Origin of the sequence: Serratia sp. BNK-12 (assembly GCF_047456085.1) — a bacterium.
Taxonomy (GTDB): domain Bacteria; phylum Pseudomonadota; class Gammaproteobacteria; order Enterobacterales; family Enterobacteriaceae; genus Serratia; species Serratia liquefaciens.
Window position 1 is genome coordinate 3,786,843 of record NZ_CP179896.1, and the last position, 26,330, is coordinate 3,813,172.

General features: G+C 56.5%; 24 protein-coding genes. 14 read left to right on the plus strand and 10 right to left on the minus strand.

Annotated elements, in window-relative coordinates:
* Positions 1-6 precede the first annotated feature (6 nt).
* Positions 7-1,470, plus strand: coding sequence for an L-asparagine permease (ansP, locus tag ACMGG1_RS17640; RefSeq protein ID WP_041414311.1), 1,464 nt, complete (start codon positions 7-9; stop codon positions 1,468-1,470).
* A 155-nt stretch (positions 1,471-1,625) separates the two neighbouring features.
* Here the strand turns inward: ansP and ACMGG1_RS17645 are convergent, their stop codons facing one another.
* Entirely contained in the window at positions 1,626-2,405 is a 780-nt protein-coding gene (locus ACMGG1_RS17645) for a 2OG-Fe(II) oxygenase (RefSeq protein WP_174573894.1), read from the minus strand.
* A gap of 113 nt (positions 2,406-2,518) precedes the next feature.
* On the opposite strand from ACMGG1_RS17645, the gene ACMGG1_RS17650 reads away from it, so the two are divergent.
* The gene (locus ACMGG1_RS17650) at positions 2,519-3,421 is read left to right on the plus strand and encodes a LysR substrate-binding domain-containing protein (protein ID WP_262244518.1); all 903 of its coding nucleotides are present in this window, start codon (positions 2,519-2,521) and stop codon (positions 3,419-3,421) included.
* A gap of 15 nt (positions 3,422-3,436) precedes the next feature.
* On the opposite strand, the gene ACMGG1_RS17655 is transcribed toward ACMGG1_RS17650, so the two are convergent.
* A complete protein-coding gene (locus ACMGG1_RS17655) occupies positions 3,437-4,291 on the minus strand; it encodes an ATP-grasp fold amidoligase family protein (RefSeq protein ID WP_142815713.1) in 855 nt (284 codons plus the stop codon).
* Between the two features lie 154 nt (positions 4,292-4,445).
* On the opposite strand from ACMGG1_RS17655, the gene ACMGG1_RS17660 reads away from it, so the two are divergent.
* Together ACMGG1_RS17660 and ACMGG1_RS17665 are read left to right on the plus strand one after the other, a co-directional pair.
* Complete coding sequence (locus ACMGG1_RS17660; RefSeq protein ID WP_048761265.1) at positions 4,446-5,738, plus strand: oligosaccharide flippase family protein; 1,293 nt, start codon at positions 4,446-4,448, stop codon at positions 5,736-5,738.
* Positions 5,739-5,835: 97 nt separating this feature from the next.
* Positions 5,836-6,879, plus strand: a complete 1,044-nt coding sequence (locus tag ACMGG1_RS17665; RefSeq protein WP_142815715.1) for an NAD(P)/FAD-dependent oxidoreductase — start codon at positions 5,836-5,838, stop codon at positions 6,877-6,879.
* A 111-nt stretch (positions 6,880-6,990) separates the two neighbouring features.
* Here ACMGG1_RS17665 and ACMGG1_RS17670 read toward each other — a convergent pair whose 3' ends face one another.
* Positions 6,991-7,836 (minus strand): DMT family transporter, encoded by an 846-nt coding sequence (locus ACMGG1_RS17670; RefSeq protein ID WP_262244643.1) that lies wholly within the window; start codon positions 7,834-7,836, stop codon positions 6,991-6,993.
* A 90-nt stretch (positions 7,837-7,926) separates the two neighbouring features.
* Between ACMGG1_RS17670 and ACMGG1_RS17675 the strand changes: the two genes are divergently transcribed.
* The 3 genes from ACMGG1_RS17675 (at position 7,927) to ACMGG1_RS17685 (ending at position 10,480) form a co-directional block, all read left to right on the plus strand.
* On the plus strand, positions 7,927-8,865 hold the full coding sequence (locus tag ACMGG1_RS17675; RefSeq protein WP_130015929.1) for a LysR substrate-binding domain-containing protein: 939 nt from the start codon (positions 7,927-7,929) through the stop codon (positions 8,863-8,865).
* 200 nt (positions 8,866-9,065) lie between these two features.
* Positions 9,066-9,827, plus strand: a complete 762-nt coding sequence (locus ACMGG1_RS17680; protein WP_261278958.1) for an arylamine N-acetyltransferase family protein — start codon at positions 9,066-9,068, stop codon at positions 9,825-9,827.
* Between the two features lie 386 nt (positions 9,828-10,213).
* Positions 10,214-10,480 (plus strand): hypothetical protein, encoded by a 267-nt coding sequence (locus ACMGG1_RS17685; protein WP_262244520.1) that lies wholly within the window; start codon positions 10,214-10,216, stop codon positions 10,478-10,480.
* Between the two features lie 40 nt (positions 10,481-10,520).
* On the opposite strand, the gene dusC is transcribed toward ACMGG1_RS17685, so the two are convergent.
* The 4 genes from dusC to ACMGG1_RS17705 form a co-directional block, all read right to left on the minus strand.
* Positions 10,521-11,456 carry a tRNA dihydrouridine(16) synthase DusC gene (gene dusC, locus ACMGG1_RS17690; protein ID WP_262244521.1) on the minus strand — a complete coding sequence of 312 codons (936 nt, stop codon included), beginning with the start codon at positions 11,454-11,456 and terminating at the stop codon, positions 10,521-10,523.
* A gap of 80 nt (positions 11,457-11,536) precedes the next feature.
* Entirely contained in the window at positions 11,537-12,496 is a 960-nt protein-coding gene (locus ACMGG1_RS17695) for a D-2-hydroxyacid dehydrogenase family protein (RefSeq protein ID WP_262244522.1), read from the minus strand.
* A gap of 25 nt (positions 12,497-12,521) precedes the next feature.
* Entirely contained in the window at positions 12,522-12,971 is a 450-nt protein-coding gene (locus ACMGG1_RS17700; RefSeq protein ID WP_414160904.1) for a universal stress protein, read from the minus strand.
* A 12-nt stretch (positions 12,972-12,983) separates the two neighbouring features.
* Positions 12,984-13,763, minus strand: a complete 780-nt coding sequence (locus tag ACMGG1_RS17705; protein WP_128863941.1) for an IclR family transcriptional regulator — start codon at positions 13,761-13,763, stop codon at positions 12,984-12,986.
* Positions 13,764-13,922: 159 nt separating this feature from the next.
* Between ACMGG1_RS17705 and ACMGG1_RS17710 the strand changes: the two genes are divergently transcribed.
* Positions 13,923-15,527 (plus strand): MFS transporter, encoded by a 1,605-nt coding sequence (locus tag ACMGG1_RS17710; RefSeq protein ID WP_128863940.1) that lies wholly within the window; start codon positions 13,923-13,925, stop codon positions 15,525-15,527.
* Positions 15,528-15,529: 2 nt separating this feature from the next.
* On the plus strand, positions 15,530-16,558 hold the full coding sequence (locus tag ACMGG1_RS17715) for an HlyD family secretion protein (RefSeq protein WP_414160905.1): 1,029 nt from the start codon (positions 15,530-15,532) through the stop codon (positions 16,556-16,558).
* A 93-nt stretch (positions 16,559-16,651) separates the two neighbouring features.
* Here the strand turns inward: ACMGG1_RS17715 and rhlE are convergent, their stop codons facing one another.
* Positions 16,652-18,013 (minus strand): ATP-dependent RNA helicase RhlE, encoded by a 1,362-nt coding sequence (gene rhlE / locus ACMGG1_RS17720; RefSeq protein ID WP_020825734.1) that lies wholly within the window; start codon positions 18,011-18,013, stop codon positions 16,652-16,654.
* 302 nt (positions 18,014-18,315) lie between these two features.
* On the opposite strand from rhlE, the gene cecR reads away from it, so the two are divergent.
* The 5 genes from cecR to ACMGG1_RS17745 are packed head-to-tail and all read left to right on the plus strand — an operon-like array spanning position 18,316 to position 24,020.
* A complete protein-coding gene (gene cecR, locus ACMGG1_RS17725) occupies positions 18,316-19,005 on the plus strand; it encodes a transcriptional regulator CecR (RefSeq protein WP_020825733.1) in 690 nt (229 codons plus the stop codon).
* An 18-nt stretch (positions 19,006-19,023) separates the two neighbouring features.
* Complete coding sequence (gene hlyD, locus ACMGG1_RS17730) at positions 19,024-20,010, plus strand: secretion protein HlyD (protein ID WP_048761240.1); 987 nt, start codon at positions 19,024-19,026, stop codon at positions 20,008-20,010.
* A gap of 10 nt (positions 20,011-20,020) precedes the next feature.
* Complete coding sequence (locus ACMGG1_RS17735) at positions 20,021-21,751, plus strand: ATP-binding cassette domain-containing protein (protein ID WP_122077653.1); 1,731 nt, start codon at positions 20,021-20,023, stop codon at positions 21,749-21,751.
* Positions 21,748-22,902 (plus strand): ABC transporter permease, encoded by a 1,155-nt coding sequence (locus ACMGG1_RS17740; RefSeq protein ID WP_048761234.1) that lies wholly within the window; start codon positions 21,748-21,750, stop codon positions 22,900-22,902. Before ACMGG1_RS17735 ends, ACMGG1_RS17740 begins: the two co-directional genes overlap by 4 nt.
* A gap of 11 nt (positions 22,903-22,913) precedes the next feature.
* The gene (locus tag ACMGG1_RS17745; protein ID WP_020825729.1) at positions 22,914-24,020 is read left to right on the plus strand and encodes an ABC transporter permease; all 1,107 of its coding nucleotides are present in this window, start codon (positions 22,914-22,916) and stop codon (positions 24,018-24,020) included.
* Between the two features lie 169 nt (positions 24,021-24,189).
* On the opposite strand, the gene ACMGG1_RS17750 is transcribed toward ACMGG1_RS17745, so the two are convergent.
* Together ACMGG1_RS17750 and moaE are read right to left on the minus strand one after the other, a co-directional pair.
* Positions 24,190-24,900 (minus strand): Bax inhibitor-1 family protein, encoded by a 711-nt coding sequence (locus tag ACMGG1_RS17750; protein ID WP_020825728.1) that lies wholly within the window; start codon positions 24,898-24,900, stop codon positions 24,190-24,192.
* A 958-nt stretch (positions 24,901-25,858) separates the two neighbouring features.
* Positions 25,859-26,329, minus strand: a complete 471-nt coding sequence (gene moaE / locus ACMGG1_RS17755; RefSeq protein ID WP_414160906.1) for a molybdopterin synthase catalytic subunit MoaE — start codon at positions 26,327-26,329, stop codon at positions 25,859-25,861.
* Between the last annotated feature and the right edge of the window lies 1 nt (position 26,330).

The window sequence follows — 26,330 nt, forward strand, 5'->3', positions numbered from 1 at the left end:
CGGATAATGCAATCAAATAAAAAGTCTGCGCATGACAAGCACGCAGCCAGAAGACGATGGTTAGACTCCCATGAATCCGGTTATCACAAAAGCATGGGCAATCGACAAATACAGATGATCGCTATCGGCGGTTCAATCGGTACCGGCTTGTTCCTCGGTACCGGTGGCCGTCTGGAATTGGCCGGCCCGGCACTGGCGCTGGTCTATCTGGTGTGCGGTATATTCTCTTTCTTCATTCTGCGCGCATTGGGCGAATTGGTTCTGCACCGCCCGTCCAGCGGCAGCTTCGTGTCTTATGCCCGTGAGTTTCTCGGCGAAAAAGCCTCTTACGTCGCCGGGTGGATGTATTTCCTCAACTGGGCAATGACCGGCATCGTCGATATCACCGCGGTGGCGCTGTACATGCACTACTGGGGCACCTTCGCCGACGTCCCACAATGGCTGTTCGCGCTCTGCGCACTCGGCGTGGTTGCCACCATGAACATGATCGGCGTGAAGTGGTTCGCCGAAATGGAGTTCTGGTTCGCCCTGATCAAAGTCGTCGCCATCGCATTGTTCCTGGTGGTGGGGGTAGTGTTCCTCGGCACCGGTACCCCGGTGGCCGGCAATACCACCGGCCTGCACCTGATTACTGAAAACGGCGGCATGTTCCCGCACGGGCTGCTGCCAGCGCTGGTGTTAGTGCAGGGTGTTATCTTCGCCTTCGCCGGGATTGAGCTGATCGGCACCGCCGCCGGTGAGTGTAAGGATCCGGCCAAAATGATGCCAAAAGCGATCAACAGCGTGATCTGGCGCATTGGCCTGTTCTACGTCGGTTCGGTGGTACTGTTGGTGCTGCTGCTGCCGTGGAACGCCTACCAGGCGGGCCAAAGCCCGTTCGTTACCTTCTTCAGCAAGCTGGGCGTGCCTTATATCGGCACCATCATGAATATCGTGGTGCTGACCGCAGCACTCTCCAGCCTCAACTCCGGCCTGTACTCCACCGGCCGTATCCTGCGCTCGTTGTCGATGGGCGGGTCAGCGCCGAAATTCATGGCTAGAATGAGCAGCCAGCAAGTGCCCTACGCCGGTATTCTGGTGACCTGCGGCATCTATGTGATTGGCGTTTTGCTGAACTATCTGGTGCCTTCGCGGGTGTTTGAAATCGTGCTGAACATCGCTTCGCTGGGCATTATCGCCTCATGGGCGTTTATCATCGTGTGTCAGATGCGTTTGCGCAAAGCCGTACGCGAAGGTCGCGCCCAGCCGGTATCCTTCAGAATGCCCGGCGCGCCCTTCACCTCTTGGCTAACGCTGGCATTCCTGCTAGCGGTCGTCATCATGATGGCGTTCGACTACCCGAACGGCACCTGGACTATCGCCACCATTCCGGTGCTGGCGGTGCTGCTGACGCTGGGCTGGTTCGGCCTGCGCAAGCGGGCTCAGGAAGTGAAGCTGGAACAGCAGGCTCACGAAGAAGCCCACCACTGAGTCTCTTAACTGCCCCTTTCGGGGCAGTTATTCGTAGTAGGGGCGCTGCATGCCGCGCCCTACCGCATAATCAATCGGTTAAATCGGGTCGAACATGTTCGACCCCTATCGGTTAACCCTTATGCGGGCTTGTCAGCCCTCTGAATTTTTTATTCTTAAAGTCGGCCGTAAAAGGTCATTCTGGCGCTCTCCGACAGCGCGATATCCGGCTGGGCATTGTAGGCCAGCACCACCAGCATGCGGGTGGTATCGCCTTCGGTTGGCGTGACGCGGTGCATGGCATTGCGTCCCCGGAACAGCACCAAATCCCCCTCTTCGATCGCCAAGGTCTTAACCGCCCGTTCGCCGTCCAATACCTGCGACACGCCAGCGTAATTCATCTCCCCACGATCGGCATCCCGCAGGTTTTCCACGTACTCGAATTGCCCACCGGCCTGCGGTTTCTGGATCAGCAGCGTGATGGCAAACGACGAATTGTCAAAATGCCAGCCCAGCTCCTGCCCGCGATGGGCATAATGCAGATTGATTGAAGACAGCCGATCGGCGTAAGGGTACAGCTGTTGTTCTTGCAGTACCGCACAGAGGAAATCGCGGAAGGATTGCGCATCGTACAGCGTACGCAGCGGCGACTGCGCCGGGATATCCTCGTCGGTAATGCACCCCTTGGAAGAAACCACCAGCCGGTTGCGTGGGTGATCGGCCGGCAAGGCGTCGTCCTGCGGTTTCAGGTAGACATTGTGCTTGCTGGCGGCATAAAACGCCGCAGGGCTGTGCTCTGCCCCCTCCAAACGCACCGTCGCCAGCGCCGCAGCGGTCAAAAAGCCGGGCAGCACCAGCGCCCCTGCCGCATCCAGCGTCGCCCTGCAACGGGCTTGAAAGGCAGCATCGCCAATCGGGTTGGCGGATAAATCAATGATATGAGCAAGTTGCTGCATGCTTAACTCCTGAGGGCATAAGGGCCGGATAACCTCACTGTAGCGAATGTCGGATTGCCGTAATAACAAAAATGCGTTAAGGATGAGCTAACCAATTCTTAGCGATAGCCACCATGAACGCACCTTCCCGCAGCCGCCTGCCCAAACTGAGCGCCATTCTGGCGTTTGAAACCGCCGCCCGTACCGGCAGCCTGGCCAGAGCGGCAGACAGCCTGGCGCTGACCGCCGCCGCCGTCAGCCAGCAGATCCGCCAGCTCGAGCAGCATCTGGGCATCACACTGTTTATCCGTGCCAAAAGCGGCGTGACGCTGACTGAACAAGGGGCGGATTATCTGGCCTACGTGCAGCAGGCGTTTGAAACGCTGCGCGTGGCGCAGCAGCATGTCGATCGCCAACGGGGCCAAGAGGCATTGACGATTTTTGCCTTGCCGGCCCTGGCGTCAAAATGGCTGAACCCGGCCATCGGCAAGTGGCTGAACCAGCATCCGCAGATGGATATTCGCCTGCACGCCACCCACGCCGAGGTCGATTTTGCCGCTTCAACGGCGGATTTTGCCCTGAGCTTTGGCGATCAGGGCTATCCATTGATGGAAAAAGTGCGGCTGTTTCAGGACTGCGTGCAGCCGGTATGTAGCCCGCAGTTACAAAGGATCGGCGACTGGACTCAACAGCCGCTGATTCAGGTGGATTGGGGAAAGGAAAGCCAGTTTCTGCCGGGCTGGCATGAGTGGTTCAGCGCCGCCGGGTTACCACCGCCGCAGCGGCGCGGCCTGACTTATAATCTGACCTCGCTGGCGATTGACGCCGCGGTTGAGGGCCACGGCGTTTTGCTCGGCCAGCAGCAGCTGATCCAGCGTGAACTGGCTCAGGGAACCCTGGTGCCGCTGGCAGAACCGACGCTACCGCTGAGCAAGCCTTACTATGTGGTCTACCCGCAACGCACGCTGGACAAACCCAAAGCCGCCGAATTTCTGGCGTGGCTGCAAAGCATCGCACCGGCGGACGGCGCGCGGTAAGCGGCGTCGCAATGTTTACCCGTCTTTAGACATCATCTCGCCCAGCAGCAGATTCGTCGCGCGCGGCAGATAAACTTCGTTGCCTGCGCCAGGCGTGAGCGTCAATTCGCCAATGTAGATCTGGTCGCGAGTGAGATAAAAATCGACGCGGCAATAATCCAGATCCGCCGAGACCGCTTTCGCCACCTGGATCATTTCATCCCAAAACGCCGGTTTCTGGTTCAGCGTATTGATCTGCGGAATGTCACCCTGGGTGAAAAAACAATGGTGGGCATATTCGTCCAAAAACTCCAGCGAAGTCGGCTCAGGCCCGCCACGTAATAACTCAACGAATAAATAAGAGTATTTGCCATTAAACACGTGCACTTTGTAATCTATCAGCTCACCGTCACATTCAATATCCAGCAGCTCCTCAACAATAATTTTCTGCGGAATATTGGCGTAGTGTTTTTCTCGGAATCTTTTCCAATAGGTTATTCCAGACCATTCACTAAGAATTTTCGTAATATCCTGATAGGTGACCTTGCTTTTATCTTTAACTATCTTGACCTGCTGAGAGGCATTATTGGTTTTGATAACAAATGATTGTGGCAAGGCCAGGTAGTCCCGTTCGCTAAAATTATCTACGATCATGATAATAGGCGTTAGGTATTTATCTGAAACCCGCTGAGAAATATACTCTCTTACCGCCACCTTATCCGCTAACATACTGAAATCATTATGCGGGTAGCGCATGCGATGATAAATCTTCTCTGAAAATGTTTTCGGGTTTTTGAAGCTAATCCAAGAGCCGTGGGCAAGATAATGGCTGACTTGGTAATAGATAAAATCGGGTGCCGCCCGATAGAGTCGTTTTGCGAGTTTTCTCATTCTTCTCTTTCTTCCATGAACATAGCATACGCAGGAATGCTTCTCACATTCCGATTATTGCATCTCAATTATAAAACCCTGCGGGGCATCCCTTACAGTGGGTAAGGGAATAATCGGACGATTCCTATTATTAGAGGCGACAGGGAAAGTACCAATGAAATTAAAATTCATAGATATCAATATTGTGAGAAATGCGTTTTGGATGATATCCGAAAAAATGGTCTCTATTCTGGGGGTCATTTTCATTACCGCCTATATGGCGAAATACATCGGCCCGGAAAGCTTCGGCAAGATCACCTTCGCTACCGCTATTTTCGCCATTACCCAAACGCTGGCGCTGCTGGGCTCCGATACCGTGCTGTTCAAGCGGATTAGCCGCAACCCAGGTTCCGGAACCGCCCTGATGTTCTCCACCAACCGGCTGCGACAGGGCTGCTTTGTGCTGCTCTCTGCGGCAATATTGATTTACACCGGGCTGCGTGAAGATTTCATTACCTTCTATTTTTGCGCCGCCACCTTTGTCGCCAGCTTCTTCTCGCTCAGAGACGTGTTCACCATTTATCACGACGCCCGGCTGGAATCACGCTTCAATACGCTGGCTAACGTAGCTGGGTTGGGCAGCGCACTGCTGGTGCGTTATCTGATTGTTTATCTTGATCTGCACCTGTATTTCCTGGCAATCCCGATCGTGATGGTTTACCTGATCCCCTACCTGATTCGCCACCATATCTACCACCGCCGTTACCCGCGCTTTGTCGCGCCAAAACGCGTACGGCGCAAATATGTGCGCTATTTGCTCGCCAGCGGCTTGCCACTGGCGGTTTCCAATGTCTCCATTGCCATTTATACCCGGCTGGCGCAGCTGTTCCTGATGTGGTTCGTCTCGGCACAAGCGCTGGGCATTTACTCGGTTGCCATCACCCTGGCAACCGCCTGGATGTTTGTTACCGATGCGGTGATCACCTCGTTTTTCGCCAAAATCTTCGCCTATCACCGCGATGACGCAATGCGCACCGCCGCCAAACTGAATGGGCTGGTGCTGGCCATCGCCGCCGCCATCGTGGCCGGTATCGTTTTGCTTGGCAAACCGGTCATCGTGTTGCTGTACGGGGAGCAATATTTGGCAGCCTATCCGGCGATGGGCGTCTTGGCGATTTCAACGCTGCTTTCCGCGTTGGGCACCGTAGCCTACAAATACATTGTGCTCTTCTCCGGCTATGGCTTCCTGTCGAAGAAGATGTTTCTGGTGTTTATCATCAACATTCCGCTGTCGTACTTTCTGATCCGCCAGTACGGCATGATGGGCGCCGCTTATAGCACCCTGCTGACAGAGCTGTTGTCACTGACCCTGCTTAACTACTTCTTCCGCCGTGGCGCGGTATTGCAAATGCATCTGCGTTCGCTGAACCCCTGGACCTATATCAGACGCACTCAGCACGCCGGTTGAGGTTGGTAGGCTTCGGGGAGCAAAGCACATTTATCTGCATGAAACCGTTAATTTATGGGATAGTTTGTGCCCGGTACATGCGAGGTAGAACGTGGGTATGGATCTCTCTGACAGGCATATTCTTATTGTGGGCGCAGGCATTATCGGCGCGACCATCGCTTATCATTTGGCTCGCCGTGGTGTGAAGGTCACCGTCATTGACCAACACCACCCGGCATCAGGTGCCACCGGCAGCTCTTTCGGCTGGATCCACAGCACGGTGAGTGATGATGCGCCCGATGTCCTGCTTCGCCGCGCGTCCGTGGCCGACTGGCATCGGCTGGAGAAAGAAGTGCCGGAGCTTTGGCTGCATTGGGCCGGCGCACTGAGTTACGACAGCGATTCATTGGCGGCTCAGGCCCATGAAAAAATGCTTGAGCAATCCGTGATCTCCCAGCTTGAACCCGCGATGAATAATCCGCCTCCACAGGCTTATTATGCAAAACAGGATGGCGCCGTTGACCCTATCGACGCCACCCACGCCTTGCTGGATAGGGCTTGCAGCCTCGGCGCTGTATTAAAAACCCAGACGCCGGTCATCGGACTCGTCAGGGAAGGCGATGCCATTACCGGCGTTGACACCCTGCAGGGAACGTTCAACGCAGATTGTGTCGTGCTGGCCTGCGGAACGGGTATTTCCCCTTTGCTAAACGCCATTGGCATCTCACTTCCGATTAAAGCTTCGCCGGCAATTTTGCTGCGCTACAGCACGCAGGACCACGTCATCAATACCCTCATTTCAGGGGATGATATAGAAGTTCGCCATGCCCGCAACGGCGATATCCTAGCCGCTGAAGATTATCCGGCCGTTGGTGGTGCTGATGAGATGGCTTCCGACACCTTGGCGGCAATAGCCAAAAGGTTGAAAGGGACAGGATCCGCACGCCTGCTCAGCCAATCGGTGGGACAACGGCCCGTACCCGAGGACAAATGCCCCGTCATGGGGTTTATCGGTGAGGTTACTGGGCTTTATGTGGCCGTGATGCATCCGGCGGTAACCTGCGCCGCCACGGTTGGAAGGTGGGTCAGTGAAGAACTGATCGACGGTAAAAACCGGGAAATCCCCGAGCGTTATCGACCCACGCGTTTTTGCGAAAAATAGCAGGCCACGCAGTAAAACCGGGCGAAATTCAGGGTTGGAATGAATATCGCCCGCTCAGATCATCAATGCAAACAACGGCCCAAATTAAGACGCTGCTGGTTATGGGTTAGGTCACTTCATATGCAGCACCAGGGCGCCAGCCAGTACCGTCAGCCCGCCTGCCCACTGCAAGGCAGATAGCCGCTCGCGCAGTAACAGCGCGCCGAGCAGTGCGGCAATGCCGCCAGACAGGGTGCTCAGCACCGTCACAATCGCCAGCGATCCGCTACCGGCCCCCATGGCAAATGCGCTAAAGCCCGCCAGACTCAGCAGGCTGGCCAGCAGCAGCAGTCCTCCTTGTCGCCAGTTAGGTCGGCTTACCAAAGCGCGTCGGTCAGTATTCAGCGCTAGCACAGCCGTCAGCCCCACCGTATAACCAAGCCACAGGCTAAGGCTCGGCCCCAGCACCGGCAGCGTGTATTTCCCTTGTAACCAGAAACCGGTGCCATAACAAAAGGCGGCGATCAACGCAAAGGTCGCTGCGGGCAAAGTCGAGCGCGATCTGCCCGGCTGACGACCCGGGCTCACGGCAGTCAACATGACGCCCAGCAGACACACCGCCAGCCCTGCCAGGGTCAAAGCTCCCAGCCGTTCACCGCTGATCCACGATAACAGCGTAGTGACCGCCCCGTAGCTGGTGACCAGCGGCGCCACCATCGCCGCCTTGCCAATGGCAAAGGCCTGCGACAGCGCAAGCGTTCCCCCCACTGTCAGGCAAGCGGCCAGCAACGCCAGCCCCCAAATGGAAGCTGAAGCTTCTAACCAAGGGGCCGAAGTGGCCCATAACCACGCGCTAAAAATCACAAAGCCGATCGCCTGCGAGAAAAATACCGCCCTGCGCACCCCCACCGCTCGGGCGTTAATGCCAATCAAAAAATCCGTGCTGCCCCAGCACAGCGCGGCGGCCAGCCCCATCATTATGTCCACGCGATACTCCCGTCCGATTGTTGCCCCAAAAGTAAGCAAAAAATCGCTTGTGGAACATCGATAGATTGGCAATATGGTTGAATGAAACTCAAGCTGAACGCTCAACCTCGCCTGCCGTCGCTGAAAGCCTTGCATACCTTCGAGGTTGCTTCCCGCTGCGCCAGTTTTACCGAAGCGGCGGAAGAGTTGAACGTGACGCTGGGTGCGGTCAGCCGCCAGATACGTCATCTGGAGAACGAGCTGGGGGTGGAACTGTTTCACCGCAAGGGCAATGCGGTAGCGCTTAACGATACCGGAAAAAGGCTGGCGATTGATGTCACCCGCGCGCTGACGCTGCTGCAAAAAGCCAGTGACCGCGCCCGACCGGAGCAGCAGCAAACGCTGAAACTGACCTGTACCCTGGGGATCGCCAGCCATTGGTTGGCGGCACGTTTGCCGGCGTTACGTCGTGCCGACCCCGATGTTTCGCTGGTGTTGGATGCCAACGAAAGCTTACGCGATCTGGCCAGTGGTGAAGCCGACATTGCTATCCGCTATAGCCCCACGGACAACCCGCCGCCACACTCGCACGAACTCCTCGCCGATGCCTTCGCCCCGCTGGCAAGCCCAAGCTTTCTCGCCGCCCATTCAGCGCCGATCGCCGCCGCTGACTTGGCATCGTTGCAGCTGATCCATTCGCCGTGGAAAGACGGGCATAAGCTCGGCGTTGCCGGTTGGCAGGACTGGTTTGCCGCCTTTGGCGAAGGCACCACCGCGCCACGCGGTATAATCACCTTTAACAGCGTCGGGCATGCGCTTCAAGAAGCCATCGACGGCAACGGCGTGGTACTCGGTAGCCTGGCGGTCGCTCAGGACGCCCTGGCTGCCGGCACGCTGGTTCGGGTGTTTGGCGAAAACCAACAACTGCCCGCAGCCTATCAATATCGCCTGTGCTGGGCGGACAGCGCATTCGTTAGCACCACCACCCGCCGCTGGGTGAATTTGCTGCTGCAGGCGGCAGGCAAGCCCCCGGCGTTCTGACGCAGCACTTATTGCTCCCACAGGTGCGAAAAATCCATCTATTTTATATATCCAAAATAATTCGAGTTGCATCGCGGCGACAACTAAGCGCATCCCCGGGAGCGTACAAACAGTACGTGACTGGGTAAGCGCAGGAAGTCAACAAAGAGGCAGCTTGAAGTATGAAAGATATAATCAAATTTTTTGCTGCGAGACAAACCGTGGATAGACAACGCTACCTGCAACATATTGGATTCGCAGGCATCCCCCAACCAGACCTTCTGACGCTGCAGCAATTACACCGTGGCCATATGCTGCGGGTTCCCTTTGAGAACCTGAGCATTATTTATCATCAGGGCATTGATCTGGAAGAACAGGCGCTGTTCAATAAAATTGTCGAACGCAACCGCGGCGGTTTTTGCTATGAGTTGAACCGGCTGTTCGCCCTGCTGCTGAAAGACATAGGTTTCAAGGTGAATTTTATTTCCGGCGAGATCCGCGCCCGCGACGGCAGCTTCGGCGCGCCCTTCGATCATATGGCGCTGATGGTAGAGCTGGATCAGCCGTATCTGGTGGACGTGGGGTTTGGTGATTCCTTCCTGACGCCCTTAAAGATAACCACCACCGAACAACAGCCGCAAACCAGCGGCACTTTCCATCTGGAACAGGAAGGCGAAATCTACTATCTGGAACGCCGCAATGGCGACAACCGCTCGCATGCCAAAACCCTGTACCGCTTTACCCTGCAAAAACGCGAGCTCAACGAGTTTGCCGACATGTGTGAATACCACAGCACTTCACCGCAGTCGCACTTCACCCAAAAACTGGTGTGTTCCCACGCCACAGAAAATGGCCGCGTGACGATCAGTGAGAACAAGCTAATTATCACCGAAGATCACCACCGTCGGGAGTCGACGTTGCATTCGGAACAGGAGCGCCGTGAAGCGCTGATGCGCTATTTTGGTATCGATCTGGACAACTGACGCTCTGAATTAGCTATGGCATGGCCCGGTGGCGCAGTATAAAAAGGGCTAAGCCGCCCGCAGGGAAATAACGCCCCTTTCAATAGGGGAATATTCCTTCTATTTTATAGCGCTACAAAAATTAAATATTTACGCTTTCCTTCCGCCTTCAAAATATAAGACACAGACTATTGACAATTTAATTAACACCTATAAAAACGATTTAATAATGATAATTTATAAAATTTTACAATTGGCATATTATTTTGTTTATAAAGCAATTTTAACGATATATATCCCGCGATAATCAGTCATGGCAGCTCATAGCACTGATATATTTTTCCAGATAGGGTAGTCTTTATCTGGCAGTCGAAATTATTTAAACGACGTACCCCAAGGAGCTATGCATGAGTGACAATGAAAACAGCAAAACGCAGATTGATAATTTACATGATGTGGTTTCTCAGCTGAAGGAAATGAGACACTATGCACAATCCAATACCGAGACGCTGTCTGCGCAATGGCTGGCTTTCGACCAAGGCGAATATAAACATAAGGAATTCGCTGGGGCGATTGGCGACCTGCTGAATAAACAGGGTGCCTGCCTTGAAGGGTTGGAAAAAACCATTCAGGATATCGAGATAGAAATAAATCGCCTCGACAGTGAGTCTTGATAATACGAATTTACGCTAACCCGCCTTAGGCGGGTTTTTATTATTCCGAGCGGCAAATTACCCGGGCGATATCTTTTGAATTATTCAAGGTGCGCACTTCGCCGAACAGCTCGGTCGCCTCGTCATATTCCTTACGTAAATAACCCAGCCACTGCTTGATGCGTGCCACGTGATAAAGGCCGGTATCGCCCTGCTTTTCCAGATGAACATATTTTTGCAGCAGCTGCACCACCTGCGGCCAGGGCATGCGCGGTTCATTATACTTCACTACCCGGCTCAGGTTCGGCACGTTAAGCGCGCCGCGCCCCAGCATCACCGCATCACAGCCGGTGGTTTGCAGGCAATCTTGCGCACTTTGCCAGTCCCAGATTTCGCCGTTGGCGATCACCGGAATGGTCAGCCGCTTGCGGATCTCGCCAATCGCCGCCCAGTTAATGCGCTCGGCCTTGTAGCCGTCCTCTTTGGTGCGGCCATGCACCGCCAGCTCGGTGGCACCCGCCTGCTGGACCGCGTCGGCAATTTCGAAACTGCGGCTGACGCTGTCCCAACCTAACCGGACTTTTACCGTGACCGGCAAATGATCCGGCACCGCCGCACGCATCGCTTTGGCCCCCTGATAAATCAGCTCCGGATCTTTCAGCAGCGTCGCGCCACCGCCGCTGCCGTTGACCAGCTTGGACGGGCAGCCGCAGTTGAGATCGACGCCATAGGACCCGAGTTCAACCGCACGGGCGGCGTTTTCCGCCAGCCACTGCGGATATTGGCCCAGCAGTTGGATGCGCACCAGGGTGCCGGACGGCGTGCGGCTGGCATGATGCAGTTCGGGGCACAGGCGATAGAAAGATTTGGCGGGTAACAGCTGATCGACCACGCGCAGGAATTCGGTGATGCACAGGTCGTAGTCGTTCACTTCGGTGAGTAACTCACGCACCAAAGAATCGAGAACACCCTCCATCGGAGCCAATAATACGCGCATGATTACCCCTGCTAAAAAAGACGCGCAATGATACGGGCGAATACCCGCATCAGACAAGCATCCAGGGGAATAAAAGCCGGCTAGCTCAAACGGCGTATCGGTTCATTGGCGAGAAACGCCACGATGTCTTCGATCGCTTCGCGGAAATAAATGCCATAGTTATCATCCGCCACGTAGCCCAGATGCGGCGTCGCCAACACATTGGGCAGACGGCGGAAGATATCGTCGAGCGGCAGAGGCTCGACTTCGAACACATCCAGCCCGGCCCCGGCTATCCGCTGGTTCTGCAAGGCGTCAATCAACGCAGCGCGGTCGACAATGGCCGCACGTGAGGTGTTGATCAGGTAAGCGGTTTTTTTCATTGCCTGCAGCTCCTGCTGGCCCACCAGCCCGCGAGTGCGTTCACTCAGCACCAGATGGACGGAAACAAAATCGCTTTGTTCAAACAGCGCCTGTTTAGATTCCACCAGGTGAACCCCCTGCTGCGCGGCTTTTTCCGCCGTCAGATTTTGGCTCCAGGCCACCACACGCATGCCAAAGGCCTGCGCGACCACCGCCATCTGACTGCCAATCTTGCCCAGGCCCAACAGCCCCAACGTTTTCCCTTGCAGCGTCACGCCCAGCGCCTGCTGCCAGGGGCCGTTATTACGCAGCCCGGCGTTTTCCGGCACGATATGCTTCGCCAGCCCAAGCAACAGCGCCCAGGTCAGCTCCATCGGCGCGGCCGAACCGCTGGCGGTACCGCAGACCACAACGCCACGTTGCGCCGCCGCGGCCAGATCAACAGACGCATTGCGCATACCCGAGGTGATCACCAGCTTCAACTTAGGCAAACGCACCAACAGCGAGGCCGTGATTGGCGTGCGCTCGCGCATGATCACCAGAATGTCGCAATCCTGCAGGTGCACGGCCAACTCCGCTTCGTCGGTAAAATGCTGGCTCATGGCGAATACTTCTACCCGATCGGCAATAGCCGACCAGTCCGCCATGCCAAGCGCCACCTGCTGATAATCATCAAGAATTGCACACTTCAATTTCATCTTCGGCTCCGGGAAGCAGAGACAGTCAATCAGCGCGTACGTCGATCAACACCGGGCAGTCGGCGTTTTCTATTACCAAAGCGCTGTGCGAGCCTCTCAACAAACGGTTAAAGGGTGAAAGATGCCTGCGGCCCATAATAATCATGCTGGCATTCAGCTCTTTAGCCTGAGCCACTATGGTTTCCGCCGGTTCACTGGGCACTACCTTGCCACGCGCGCTGACACCGGCATCTTTCAATTCACTCAGCGCCTGACGCACTACGGCTGCCGCTGCGCCTTGTTCATCCTGTGCGTAGCCAAAATCCGCCGGATCTTCACCGACGGCAATCTCATAGGGGCCCGTCGTGGAATAGCTGAGGTCCACACAGCATAGCACCACTACCGTTGCCCGTTGGGCCAACCCCTGTTCAGCAGCCAGTGAAATAACTTTACGAGCAGTGGCGGAATTATCAACTGCGACCAACAGCGTTTTCATCGTGTTATCCCCTTAATCTCGTGTAATAACCTTACCAATCTCATCAAGCAGTGCCTCTTTGCACTTAAGGATCTCCTCGCGATAATCCGCTTCATTCTTTGTAAAACGGGTGCTTGGCACTAACAGGCTGATGGAAAAACGCCCCAGAATGGTATCGATAGCCACTGCCATCATGGAAATGCCTTCCAAAGTTTCCTCCCGATCGTAGGCCAACCCGGTACGGCGTATTTCCGTTAGGTGTTCCAACAATGCCGGGAAGTCACGGATGGTCAGATCAGTAACCGCCTTATAGGCTTCGCCCAACAATTCTCGGGCAGCGTCATCGCTGTCTAATGCCAACAACGCCCGCCCGCCCGATGTACTGTATAGGGGCAGGTTCATACCAATACGCGGCACTACCCGCAGCTCACGATCCGCCACAATGTAATGCACTATCGCCAACTGCAGACCACTGGCGCGCGCCAGCGATACCGTTTCGCCAGTGGCATCACTCAACGCCTGCAACCAGGGTTCAGCAATAGCTACCACCTCTGTATGCACTCGAGCGATCAGTCTTAACAATGAGGGTCCTAAGCGCACACCACCGACACCACCGCGCACCAGTTGAACAGAATCCAGCGCGTTGACAATGCGCTGTACGGTAGAACGCGGCAAATCTACCGCCTGAGCTATTTCACCTAAACTCATACCATTCGGCTTTTCACCCAAGGCATCGAGAATTTTCGCCGCTCGGGTAATAACCTGAATCCCGCCGGCCTTTTCATCATCACAACTCATTGAGGGTTCAGACATAGAGTTTCCCTTTCCTTGCTTTTAATCCGCACTGTATCACTTTTTCTTCCGAACGGGACAGTGCACCACATTGCAATACAGTGACTCACAATGTAGTATGCGCATCACTGTACCGCAATACGATACAGTGCATCGCAATTTTACATCTGGAGTTATATTATGAATGGTCAGCCTGCGGCAGCCCCCACGCCGCATCCTTTCACTTTGCGCCTAGCATTGGGCTTGGTGGGTGTGCTGATCGCTGCCTTGACTTCTGGGCTGAACGATCGTGTCAGCGATCTGGCGCTGGTAGATATTCGCGCCGCTATAGGTATCGGTTACGACGGGGGCAGTTGGATCGCCTCGGCTTATCAAGCGGCGGAGGTGGCGGCCATGATGATAGCCCCTTGGTTTGCCGTAACGTTCTCATTGCGACGTTTTGCTCTGATGATGGTCAGCGGATTTGCCGTCGTAGGCATTATCCAGCCCTTAACCTCTGATCCGTCATTGTTTATTACGCTGCGGGTGATGCAGGGCCTGTTTGGTGGCGCGCTGCCGCCATTGTTGATGACGGCAGCACTGCGCTTTCTGCCGCCGGGCATTAAGCTCTACGGGTTGTCAGCCTATGCGCTCACCGCTACCTTTGGGCCCAATGTAGCGGCCCCATTGGCAGCTCTCTGGACCGATAATCTGGGTTGGCAGTTTGTTTTTTGGCAGTCGATCCCGCTGTGCCTAAGCGCATTTTTACTGATTAGTTGGGGACTGCCGCAGGATCCATTGCGCCTGGAGCGCTTCAGGCAGATCGATCTGTTCGGAATGCTGACCGGCTGCAGTGGCATTGCACTGTTGATCCTGTCGCTAACACAGGGAGAACGACTCGACTGGTTTAATTCGCCGCTGATTAGCCTAATGCTACCGATCTCCATCGCGTTGCTGGTGACGTTTTTAATTAACGAATGGTTTCATCCGTTGCCGTTGTTCAAGCTGCAAATGCTGAGGCGAAAGAATTTCACTCACGGTCTTCTGACGCTAGCCGGGGTGCTGATGTTGATGCAATCAGGGTCAATGCTGCCCTCGCTTTACTTCTCGCAGATAGAGGGGTTTCGCACCGCACAATTCGCGCCGCTGGCACTGACTATCGGCCTGCCGCAGTTGGTGGTGGCACCGTTGATCGCGGCAGTGTTGAACTTGCGCTGGATTGACAGCCGCTGGGTGCTAATCACCGGTGCCGCGCTGATGATCAGTTCTTGCCTGCTTGGCACGCAACTGACTGACGACTGGGCACGGCAAAACTTCTGGTTTATTCAGAGCCTGCAGATATTTGGGCAGCCGATGATGATTTTGCCGGTTTTGCTGGGAGCCACCAGCGTAGTCATGCCGCCGGAGGGGCCCTTCGCCTCGGCGATGTTTAACACCGTTCGCGGTTTCTCAACCGTGGCGGCGGGATGTCTTGTCGAGAATTTTGTTAGCCACCGGGAGAAGTTCCACTCCCATGTCCTGGTGGACCAACTGGGCAATCGCCCATGGCTAATGACCGCAGGTACCCCGGATAGCGTCAGCAATAGCGTACCCTTGCTGCCCGACGGTACCGTCAGTTCGACAGAAAACCTCAGTCATTTTTCGACGCTGATCAGGCACCAGGCGGAGATCCTCAGCATCAGTGATGCCTATCTGCTGATTATCTGCTGCGCACTGCTGTTGGTGCTGTTGACCGCCTGGCTACCGCCCCGCGTCTACCCACCGCAAACCCTTTTACCTTTAGTTCCAAAAACATCAGGATCATAACCATGAGCTTCACTCCTGCAAAACGAACCTTAACTCTGGCGCTGCTGCTGGTCATCCTGTTGGCCATCGCTTTCTTTGTCTATTCATCGCTTACCCGCCACCATTTTCGTACCGACGATGCGGTGGTGACGGCCGATTACACACTGGTGGCTCCCAAAGTTTCCGGCTATATCCGCAGTGTCAACGTGACCGATAACCAGCAGGTTAAACCCGGCGAAGTGTTGGCCACTATCGACGACCGCGACTATCGCGTGGCGCTGGAAACGGCAGAGGCCAATCTGCAAATTAGCCAGGCCAAGCTGGCCAGTATTCAAGCGCAGCTGGATCAACAACAGGCCAATATTGCCCAACAGGAAGCCGGCGTCAGCGCCAGCCAGGCCACGCTCAATTATGCAGGGCAGAATGCCGACCGCTATCGCCGGCTGCTAAAAACCGGCACCGCAACCGCGGATGAGCAGCAAAAGTCCACCTCAGCGATGCAAACCGCCGCGGCACAGCTGAAGCAAAACCAGGCTGGCGTGGTCTCTGCACGCAAAGAGGTCGGGGTATTGCAGGCCAGCAGGAAACAGGCCGAAGCTGACATTGCCGCCTCACAGGCCAGCGTTGACCAGGCACGCCTCAATCTTTCTTATACACAAATCATCGCACCCATTGCCGGCACCGTGGGCCAGCGAGCGGTACGCGAAGGGGCCTGGGTCTCTGCCGGGACGAGGTTACTGGCGGTAGTGCCACTGCAGCAGAGCTATGTCGTCGCCAACTTCCTGGAAACCCAGTTGGCCAATGTCTCCGCCGGCCAACCGGTATCGATCCGCGTAGATGCGCTGCCCGGCGTAACGCTGCGCGGTCATGTCGACAGCATAGCGCCAGCCACCGGCGCCACCTTTGCCGCCATCAGCGCCGATAATGCCACCGGCAACTACACCAAAGTGGTGCAACGCCTGCCGGTGAAAATTCTGCTGGAGCCGAACCAGGCTGACCTGGCACGGTTGCGGGTCGGTATGTCGGTGGTGCCGGAACTCGAAATGCGCTGAGAGTTTTTGCCCCTCGCTTTGACGCGATCATCTGGGTTTCACGTAAAAAAAAGCCACCGTAAACGGTGGCTTTTTTATCATCAGGGTATCAGCTTACTCGGCCGGACGGCTGCGCGGACGACGCGAAGGTGCGCCTGAACGCGGTTTGCCATCACCCTGTGGGCGGGCGCTGCCGCCACCGCGGTTTTCACGCTGGCCGCCGTTGCCACTGCGCTGGCCGCCACCGTTACCGGCGCGTTGACCACCGCCGTTGCCGCGCGGCGCACCACGTCCACCACCCTGACGGCCGTTAATGATCGGCTCCGCCTTGATGCTTGGATCCGGCTCGTAGCCAGGCAATGCGATACGTGGGATTTCACGCTTGAGCAGGCGTTCGATATCGCGCAGCAGCTTGTGTTCATCCACGCACACCAGTGAGATAGCCTCGCCGGTACGTTCTGCACGACCGGTACGACCGATACGGTGTACGTAGTCTTCCGGTACGTTAGGCAGTTCGTAGTTCACCACGTGTGGCAACTGGTCGATGTCCAGACCACGCGCCGCGATGTCGGTAGCAACCAATACGCGAATTTTACCGTCTTTAAAATCGGCCAACGCACGGGTACGAGCGCCCTGGCTTTTATTGCCGTGGATCGCAGCGGCCGTGATGCCGTCTTTATTCAACTGTTCGGCCAGGTGGTTAGCACCGTGCTTGGTGCGGTTGAACACCAGCACCTGCTTCCAGTCACCTTCACCGATCATCTGGGACAGCAATTCCCGCTTACGCTTCTTGTCTACGAAGTGCACGCTTTGTTCGATCTGCTCAGACGCGGTATTGCGGCGCGCCACTTCAACCGATGCCGGGTTGTGCAACAGCTTGTTGGCCAGCCCTTTGATATCGTCGGAGAAGGTCGCAGAGAACAACAGGTTCTGACGCTTGGCGGGCAACTTGGCCAGCACGCGGCGGATATCATGGATAAAGCCCATATCCAGCATGCGATCGGCTTCGTCCAGCACCAGAATTTCAACTTTGGACAGGTCAACAGCGCGTTGATGTTCCAGATCCAGCAGGCGACCCGGTGTTGCCACCAGAATGTCGACGCCGCCGCGCAGTTTCATCATCTGCGGGTTGATGCTCACACCACCAAATACCACCAGCGAACGCAGGCGCAGGTATTTGCTGTAGGCTTCGACGTTTTCGCCGATCTGCGCTGCCAGCTCACGGGTTGGCGTCAGGATCAACGCGCGTACCGGGCGGCGGCCTTTGACCGGATGGTCATGCTTACTCAGCAGCTGCAACAGCGGCAGGGTAAAGCCAGCGGTTTTACCGGTACCGGTCTGGGCGCTGGCCATCAGGTCACGACCTTCCAATACGACAGGAATCGCCTGGCGTTGAATTGGCGTAGGTTCGCGATAGCCCTGTTCTTCAACAGCGCGCAGAATTTCAGCACTTAAGCCGAGGGTTTCAAATGACATAAAGAGAAAAACTCCAGATCCCCCCTAACCTAACAGTGTTCGGTGCAGTTTCCTGGGAGGATTATCAGACGGGACATTAAGCATGACCACGAGGGATTGGCACAAACTGCAGTGCACCAAGCGGGCGATTGTAGCAGAACTCGAACAAGAAAACGCAATTTTACTGGCTCAAAGCACAATATGCCGGGAATTCAGCCTAGTCCGAAAAAATAACCTTAAATAAACGATGCCTACTGGTTGCATTTTACCCAAGCTGGCATAAAGTTAATCATATGATTGATTAACTTTAGCGAGTGCCATCAATGCCAAATAATCAGACCGCCAGCCGGGCACGGGGTGAGCAGGCGCGACAGCAGCTGATCGCCGCCGCCATCGAGATGTTCGGCGAATATGGCATTCAGGGTGCGACCACCCGCGATATCGCCCAGCGCGCCGGGCATAACATCGCCGCCATCACCTACTACTTCAATTCCAAAGAAGGCCTGTATCTGGCCGTTGCACAGTGGATTGCCGATTTTATCCAGCAGGCGTTTCGCCCCCTGGCCGACGAGATTGATCGCTTCTGGCAGTTGCCGGCCACTGAACGCCTGCCGGAGCACTACCTCGACCACCTGAAGCGCGGCCTGCTGGCGTTCAGCGATCTGATGACGCAACCGCAGACGCTGAACCTGAGCAAAATCATGTCGCGCGAGCAGCTTTCCCCCACCGATGCCTACCCGCTGATCCACCAGCAGGTGGTCGCACCGCTGCATGACAAACTTTGTCGCCTGCTGGCGGCCTACACCGGCCTGGATGGGAATTCGACCAAAATCGTGCTGCATACCCACGCGCTGATCGGCGAAGTGCTGTCGTTTCGCGTGGCGCGGGAAACCGTTCGGCGTCAGGCCGGCTGGCAGCAGATCGGCGCGGCCGAGGCGGAACAAATCAGCGAGGTGCTGGCTGAACATATCGAGATTCTGGTTAATGGGCTGCGCCAACGCTATGGCGCGTAAATTCAGGCAGGGAGTGTTATGAACAAGAAACGCAGTGCCCTCATTGTGGCGGCTATTGTGCTGATCGCCGCGGCCGTTTACGGGGTTTGGTATTACCAGCAGCAGCAGGACAAACCGCTGACGCTGTATGGCAACGTGGATATCCGCACGGTGAATTTGGGCTTCCGCGTCGATGGGCGGCTGGCGTCGCTGACGGTGGATGAAGGCGATGCCCTTCAGCCGGGGCAATTGCTCGGGAAACTGGACGACGCGCCTTACATCAACGCCCTGCAGCAGGCGCAGGCTAACGTCGGCAGTGCCAAAGCCAAACTGGCGCTGCTGCTGGCCGGTTACCGCACCGAGGAAATCGCCCAGGTGCGTTCGGAAATGGCGCAGCGCCTGTCCGCGTTCAGCTACGCCGACAGCTATCTGAAGCGTCAGCAAGGGCTGTGGGCGAAAAACGCCACTTCTGCCGATGCGCTGGAAGATGCCCGTACCGCACGCAATCAGGCGCAGGCCAACCTGCAGGCGTCAAAGGACAAGCTGGCGCAATACCTGAAAGGCAACCGGCCGCAGGAGATTGAAGAAGCCAAAGCCAATCTGGCGCAGAGCGAAGCCGCACTGGCTCAGGCACAGCTTAATTTACACGACACCACTCTGGTTTCCCCGTCGGCCGGCACCGTACTAACTCGGGCCGTTGAGCCAGGCACCATGCTCAATGCCGGCGGCACGGTGTTTACTCTGTCGCTGACCCGTCCGGTCTGGGTACGTGCCTACGTGAATGAAGCCAACCTGGGTAAAGCAACGCCGGGCACCGAACTGGAAATTTATACCGACAGCCGACCGGACAAGCCCTATCACGGCAAAATCGGTTTTGTCTCACCGACCGCTGAATTCACGCCGAAAAGCGTCGAAACCCCGGACCTGCGAACCGATCTGGTGTACCGCTTGCGGGTGATCGTCACCGATGCCGATGACGCGCTGCGCCAGGGGATGCCGGTTACCGTTCACTTTGCCAAACCTTGAGGGGACGGTGATGGAACAGGTGATTGAGCTGGAAGCGCTGGAAAAACGTTTTCCGTCGCTGCAAAAACCGGCGGTCGCCAGCCTGACCACCCGGCTGACCAGCGGCGCGGTTACCGGGCTGGTTGGCCCGGACGGTGCCGGAAAAACCACCCTGCTGCGCATGCTGGCCGGTTTGCTCAAACCCAGCAGCGGAACGTTACGCGTCGCCGGGCTGGATCCGATCGCTCAGGATCGCCAGTTGCATGCGATCCTCGGTTATATGCCGCAAAAGTTTGGCCTGTACGAAGATCTGACGGTGATGGAGAACCTGACGCTGTATGCCGATCTGCGCGGCGTCACGGGCGATCTGCGTAAACAGACTTTTGATCGGCTGCTGACATTTACCGATCTCACCCGCTTCACCACCCGGCTGGCGGGCAAACTGTCGGGGGGCATGAAGCAGAAGCTTGGGCTGGCTTGTACGCTGGTCGGGCAACCGCAGGTGCTGTTGCTCGATGAGCCCGGCGTCGGCGTCGATCCGATCTCGCGCCGCGAGCTGTGGCGCATGGTGCATGAGCTGGCCAACGACGGCATGCTGATCCTGTGGAGCACTTCCTATCTGGACGAAGCGGAACAATGCCGTGAAGTGCTGCTGCTCAATGAAGGGGAACTGTTGTTCAGCGGCGCACCTAAAGATCTCACCCAGCGCATGGCCGGGCGCACGGTGTTGATAGCACCACCAGCCGGCAGCCACCGTGCCTTGCTGCAACGGGCGATCTGCCTGCCTGCGGTCACCGACGGCGTGATCCAGGGCAAATACCTGCGCCTGATCCTGAAAGAAGGCGAAGATCACCGCCAGGTGTTGCAGGCGTTGGATCTGCCGGACGCCGAGCTGAGCGAAGCGGAACCGCGCTTTGAGGATGCATTTATCGATTTGCTCGGCGGCGGGCCGAACAGCAAGTCGGCGCTGGCGGAAATCATGCCAACCGTCGAAGGGGAAAGCACCGAAACCGTGATCGAAGCGCAGGGACTGACGAAGAAATTCGGTGACTTTGCCGCCACCGACCACGTGGATTTTAAAGTGCAGCGCGGCGAGATTTTTGGCCTGCTGGGCCCCAACGGGGCCGGTAAGTCCACCACTTTCAAAATGATGTGCGGGCTGCTGGTGCCAACCGAAGGCAAGGCGTTGGTGCTGGGAATGGACCTGAAAACCAGCTCGGGCAAGGCGCGCCAGCATTTGGGCTACATGGCGCAAAAATTCTCGCTGTACGGCAACCTGACGGTGGCGCAAAACCTGAAATTTTTCTCCGGCGTGTATGGCCTGAGCGGCAAGGCGCAGCGCGAAAAAATCAGTGAGATGTCCCGCGCCTTCAACTTCGACCCCATCATTAACCAGACGCCAGATTCCCTGCCGCTTGGCTTCAAACAACGGCTGGCGTTGGCCTGCGCGCTGATGCACGAACCGGATATTCTGTTTCTCGACGAACCCACCTCCGGTGTCGATCCCCTCACCCGGCGTGAATTCTGGCTGCATATCAACGGTATGGTAGACAAGGGCGTCACCGTCATGGTCACCACCCACTTTATGGACGAGGCGGAATATTGCGACCGCATCGGGCTGGTGTATCGCGGCAAAATCATCGCCGCCGGGACCCCGGACGATCTCAAGCATCAGGTGGCCAGCAGCGAGAACCCCAACCCTTCGATGGAGCAGGCATTTATCGAACTGGTGCAGGGTTATGATCAGGAGGAAAAAGCATGAATAGCGAAACGGCCAGCACCGACGACAGCGGTTTCTCCTGGCGGCGGCTGCGCGCGCTGTGCCTGAAAGAGACGCGGCAAATTATGCGCGATCCGAGCAGCGGGCTGATCGCCTTCGTCATTCCGCTGATGCTGCTGTTTATTTTTGGCTACGGCATCAACCTGGATTCCAGCAAGCTGCGGCTGGGGATTTTGATGGAACAACAAAGCGAAGAGGCACGCGATCTGGCTAACGCTTTTACCGGTTCGCCCTATATCGAACCCACCATCAGCGACAATCGCCAGCAGCTGATCCAGCTGATGCAAGCCGGGCGCATCCGCGGGCTGGTGGTGATCCCCAATGATTTTGCCCAACGCATGGCGCGGCCGCACGACAGCGCCCCCTTGCAAATCATTACCGACGGCAGTGAACCCAATACCGCCAACTTCGTTCAGGGCTATACCCAGGGAGTGTGGCAAATCTGGCAACAGCAGCGCGCCACCGACAGCGGGCGCGAAGAAAAACCGCTGATCGACGTGCAGATGCGCTACTGGTTTAACCCGGCGGCCATCAGCCGGCATTACATCATTCCCGGCGCCATCACCATTATCATGACGGTCATCGGCGCTATCCTCACCTCGTTGGTGATCGCCCGCGAATGGGAGCGCGGCACCATGGAAGCGCTGCTTTCCACTCAGGTGACGCGAACCGAACTGCTGCTGTCGAAGCTGGTGCCTTACTACTTCCTCGGCATGATCGCCATGGTGCTGTGCATGGTAGTTTCGGTGTGGGTGCTCGGGGTGCCCTATCGCGGTTCGCTGCTGATTCTGTTCGTCATCAGCAGCCTGTTCCTCGCCAGTACCCTCGGCATGGGGCTGCTGATTTCCACCATTACCCGCAACCAGTTCAACGCGGCGATGGTGGCGCTGAATGCCGCCTTTCTGCCGTCGATTATGCTGTCCGGCTTTATCTTCCAGATCGACAGCATGCCGGCCATCGTACGCGCCGTCACTTACATCATTCCGGCGCGTTACTTCGTCAGCACGCTGCAAACGCTGTTCCTGGCGGGCAACGTCGGCACGGTGTTGATGATTAACCTGCTGTTCCTGATCGCTTCTGCGGTGGTATTTATCGGCCTGACGGCCTGGAAAACCCAGCGGCGGCTGGATTAAGGGGAAAGAAGATGTTTCACCGTCTCTGGACGTTAATCATTAAGGAAATGCAATCGCTGCTGCGCGACCCGCAGACCCGCGCCATTCTGATTTTGCCGGTTATTCTGCAGGTGCTGCTGTTTCCCTTCGCCGCCACCCTGGAAGTGACCAATGCCACCATTGCGGTGTACAGCGAAGACAGCGGCCATGCCTCGGTCGAGCTGACCCAGCGCTTTGCCAAGGCCAAGGCCTTCTCCCACGTGCTGCTGTTGCGCAGCCCGCAAGAGATACAAAGCGTTATCGATAACCAAAAAGCGCTGCTGCTGATCCGTTTCCCGGCACAATTTTCACGGGATATCGCCAGCGGCAATACGGCCCCGCTGCAGTTGTTGCTCGATGGGCGCAACTCCAACAGCGCACAGATCGCCGCCAACTATGTGCAGCAGATTGTGCAGGACTACCAAAATGAGCTGATCGGCAACCGTGCCAAGCCTAACAACAGCGAACTGGTGGTGCGCAACTGGTATAACCCGAATTTGGACTACAAGTGGTTTGTGGTGCCGTCGCTGATCGCCATGATCACCACCATCGGCGTGCTGATAGTGACTTCGCTGTCGGTGGCGCGCGAACGTGAACAGGGCACGCTGGAGCAACTGCTGGTGTCGCCGTTGACCACCTGGCAGATTTTTATCGGCAAAGCGGTGCCGGCGCTGATCGTCGCCACCTTCCAGGCCAGCATAGTGTTGCTGATCGGCATCTTTATCTATCAGATCCCGTTCGCCGGGTCGCTGCTGTTGTTCTACGGCACCATGTTGATTTACGGGCTGTCGCTGGTGGGGTTCGGCCTGCTGATTTCGTCGCTGTGCGCCACCCAGCAACAGGCGTTTATCGGCGTGTTCGTGTTTATGATGCCGGCCATCCTGCTCTCCGGTTATGTTTCACCGGTGGAGAATATGCCGGTGTGGCTGCAAAACCTCACCTGGGTAAACCCCATCCGCCACTTCACCGACATCACCAAACAGATCTATTTGAAAGACGCCAGTTTCAGCATCATCTGGCACAGCCTGTGGCCGCTGTTGGCCATTACCGCCACCACCGGCAGCGCCGCCTATGCCATGTTCCGCCGTAAAATTGCATAAAAAAAAGACTCTGCGATCGAGATCGCAGAGTCTTTCTCTTCGCTGTAAATCCTATGGATTTCATGCTGCGGCTAGGCGACCAGCTCTTGTATCCCCAGGAGCTTACTTAAGTAAGTAACTGGGGTAGGCGAGCGCAGTCAACAACGCTGCAGCTTGAAAGACGACGGATTTAGCGGCGGTTGCCGAAAATGCGCAGCAACATCAGGAACAGGTTGATGAAATCGAGATACAGCGTCAACGCGCCAACAATGGCGTATTTGCGGAAGCTGTCTTTATCATCGGCATTCAGTTGCTCGCCCATGGCCTTCAGTTTCTGGGTGTCGTACGCCGTCAGGCCAACAAACACCACCACGCCGATATAGGTAATTGCCCACATCAACGCCGTGCTTTTCAGCCAGATATTGACCAGCGAAGCCAGCACAATCCCGATCAGCGCCATAAACAGCATGCTGCCGAAACCGCTCAGGTCGCGCTTGGTGGTGTAGCCGTACAGGCTCATCGCACCGAACATGCCGGCGGTCACCACGAAGGTGCTGGCGATCGAGCTGTAGGTGTAAGCGATGAAAATGCTGGAAAGCGTTAGCCCGGTCAGCGCCGAATAGAGCATAAACAGCGAGGTGGCGACCGTGCCACTAAGACGATTGACCATGCCGGAAATAACGAACACCAGCCCCAACTGCGCGATGATCAGGCCAAAGAAGGTGATCTGGCTGGAGAAGATAAAGTTAAGGATCGCAGGCGTGTTGGCCGCGTACCAGGAAACAAACGCCGTCAACAGCATACCGCAGGTCATCCAGCCATAAACCTGCGCCATATAAGCCTGAATACCGCTGTTGGCACGTTCGACGATTGAACCATTAGAGCGTGGATATCGGTCCATGACGGTTACCTTTTGCGTATGAAACAAGATTTCGACCCCCATTTATGGGGCTCGGCCTGCTATAAGCGTACCACATAAAACCCGATGGCAAAGCGGCAAAGGTATTGATTTGTTTCCGCTGTTACGCGTTATGCGCTGAATAATTGGAGTTGCATCAAGGCGGCAACTGAGCGAATCCCCAGGAGCTTAGATAACTAAGTGGCTGGGGTGAGCAAAGGCGGGCAACACAGACGCAGCTTCAAGTATGACGGAATACTGATCGGTTAAGCCTGACTGGCATTTTTTTATTCGGTCCCTGTAGGTTCAGTGTAGGTAGAATTGCCGTCAATATCCGGCATTTCTCTGCCGCCACAATGAACGGCAATTGGAGGGGCCGAAGGCGCGGCCCCTCCACCCGCGCCTTCGCTTAACACCCTCTGTCCGCTCCGCGGATACCCTCGCTGCACCTGCGTTGTCGGGCGGGTCGGCTACCACAAAACGTCCCTGTTAGTCTCGCCTCAACCGGCCTTCCCTGGCCGGTTGCCCCTGACAACGCCGTCTTGCTCGGCAGCCGGTGATGCGCACCAAGGTCAACACCCGCACTGGCAGCCACCGGGCTGCTTATGCCCTCAGTTTGACGCTACGTGATGAAAGACAGTGAAAATGATGAGATGAGCAGGGTGTTGGGCGCCCTTGAAGACGTCGAACGCAGGAGCGACGCATAGGCGAAACCGCCAGAGACGGCAGTTTCAGGCGAGACAGGCAGGGACGCCTGTCGTAGCCGGCCGTGATGCGGCGTGATGAAGTGAGAGCCGTTGGCGCAGCCAACCGTCTGATAGGGCAAAGGCGCGGGTTGCAAGGGGCCGCGCCTCGGCCCCTTGCTCGGTCGGAGCCTAAGACCCTCAGGGTGCTTTGCTCGTTTATCGACCGAAAATAACCTCGAACTTGCCAAAAAGCACCTTAACTGATCGGCATTTCTTCAAGTATGACGCGTGTTATGCCAGCGTTCCGCCGCCTGGCGATCGCTGTCGCGCGCATCGACCCAACGGTCTCCCTGCCCGACGGCTTCGCGTTTCCAGAAGGGCGCCCGGGTTTTCAGGTAATCCATAATGAACTCGGCAGCCTCGAATGCCATGCTGCGGTGCGCACTGGTCACGCCAACGAAGACAATCTCATCACCGGGAAACAGCTCGCCCACGCGATGGATCACCGTCGCGCGCTGCAAGGGCCAACGGCTACGGGCTTCGTCCAGGATCTCGACCAGCGCTTTTTCGGTCATGCCAGGGTAGTGCTCGAGCGTCAGCGCACTGACGTCATCGCCCAGATTATGATTGCGTACCTTGCCGGTAAAGGTGACCACGGCGCCATCATCGTCGCACTGCACCAACCACTGGTATTCGTCGCCGACGCTGAACGGCGCTTCACCCACGCGGATACGGGTATTTTCCACT

Excerpts from the sequence above, each read along its gene's own strand:
- ansP (WP_041414311.1), top strand. The coding sequence starts at position 7 with ATGCAATCAAATAAAAAGTCTGCGCATGACAAGCACGCAGCCAGAAGA.
- ACMGG1_RS17645 (WP_174573894.1), bottom strand. The coding sequence starts at position 2,405 with ATGCAGCAACTTGCTCATATCATTGATTTATCCGCCAACCCGATTGGC.
- ACMGG1_RS17650 (WP_262244518.1), top strand. The coding sequence starts at position 2,519 with ATGAACGCACCTTCCCGCAGCCGCCTGCCCAAACTGAGCGCCATTCTG.
- ACMGG1_RS17655 (WP_142815713.1), bottom strand. The coding sequence starts at position 4,291 with ATGAGAAAACTCGCAAAACGACTCTATCGGGCGGCACCCGATTTTATC.
- ACMGG1_RS17660 (WP_048761265.1), top strand. The coding sequence starts at position 4,446 with ATGAAATTAAAATTCATAGATATCAATATTGTGAGAAATGCGTTTTGG.
- ACMGG1_RS17665 (WP_142815715.1), top strand. The coding sequence starts at position 5,836 with ATGGATCTCTCTGACAGGCATATTCTTATTGTGGGCGCAGGCATTATC.
- ACMGG1_RS17670 (WP_262244643.1), bottom strand. The coding sequence starts at position 7,836 with ATGATGGGGCTGGCCGCCGCGCTGTGCTGGGGCAGCACGGATTTTTTG.
- ACMGG1_RS17675 (WP_130015929.1), top strand. The coding sequence starts at position 7,927 with ATGAAACTCAAGCTGAACGCTCAACCTCGCCTGCCGTCGCTGAAAGCC.
- ACMGG1_RS17685 (WP_262244520.1), top strand. The coding sequence starts at position 10,214 with ATGAGTGACAATGAAAACAGCAAAACGCAGATTGATAATTTACATGAT.
- dusC (WP_262244521.1), bottom strand. The coding sequence starts at position 11,456 with ATGCGCGTATTATTGGCTCCGATGGAGGGTGTTCTCGATTCTTTGGTG.
- ACMGG1_RS17695 (WP_262244522.1), bottom strand. The coding sequence starts at position 12,496 with ATGAAATTGAAGTGTGCAATTCTTGATGATTATCAGCAGGTGGCGCTT.
- ACMGG1_RS17700 (WP_414160904.1), bottom strand. The coding sequence starts at position 12,971 with ATGAAAACGCTGTTGGTCGCAGTTGATAATTCCGCCACTGCTCGTAAA.
- ACMGG1_RS17705 (WP_128863941.1), bottom strand. The coding sequence starts at position 13,763 with ATGTCTGAACCCTCAATGAGTTGTGATGATGAAAAGGCCGGCGGGATT.
- ACMGG1_RS17710 (WP_128863940.1), top strand. The coding sequence starts at position 13,923 with ATGAATGGTCAGCCTGCGGCAGCCCCCACGCCGCATCCTTTCACTTTG.
- ACMGG1_RS17715 (WP_414160905.1), top strand. The coding sequence starts at position 15,530 with ATGAGCTTCACTCCTGCAAAACGAACCTTAACTCTGGCGCTGCTGCTG.
- rhlE (WP_020825734.1), bottom strand. The coding sequence starts at position 18,013 with ATGTCATTTGAAACCCTCGGCTTAAGTGCTGAAATTCTGCGCGCTGTT.
- cecR (WP_020825733.1), top strand. The coding sequence starts at position 18,316 with ATGCCAAATAATCAGACCGCCAGCCGGGCACGGGGTGAGCAGGCGCGA.
- hlyD (WP_048761240.1), top strand. The coding sequence starts at position 19,024 with ATGAACAAGAAACGCAGTGCCCTCATTGTGGCGGCTATTGTGCTGATC.
- ACMGG1_RS17735 (WP_122077653.1), top strand. The coding sequence starts at position 20,021 with ATGGAACAGGTGATTGAGCTGGAAGCGCTGGAAAAACGTTTTCCGTCG.
- ACMGG1_RS17740 (WP_048761234.1), top strand. The coding sequence starts at position 21,748 with ATGAATAGCGAAACGGCCAGCACCGACGACAGCGGTTTCTCCTGGCGG.
- ACMGG1_RS17745 (WP_020825729.1), top strand. The coding sequence starts at position 22,914 with ATGTTTCACCGTCTCTGGACGTTAATCATTAAGGAAATGCAATCGCTG.
- ACMGG1_RS17750 (WP_020825728.1), bottom strand. The coding sequence starts at position 24,900 with ATGGACCGATATCCACGCTCTAATGGTTCAATCGTCGAACGTGCCAAC.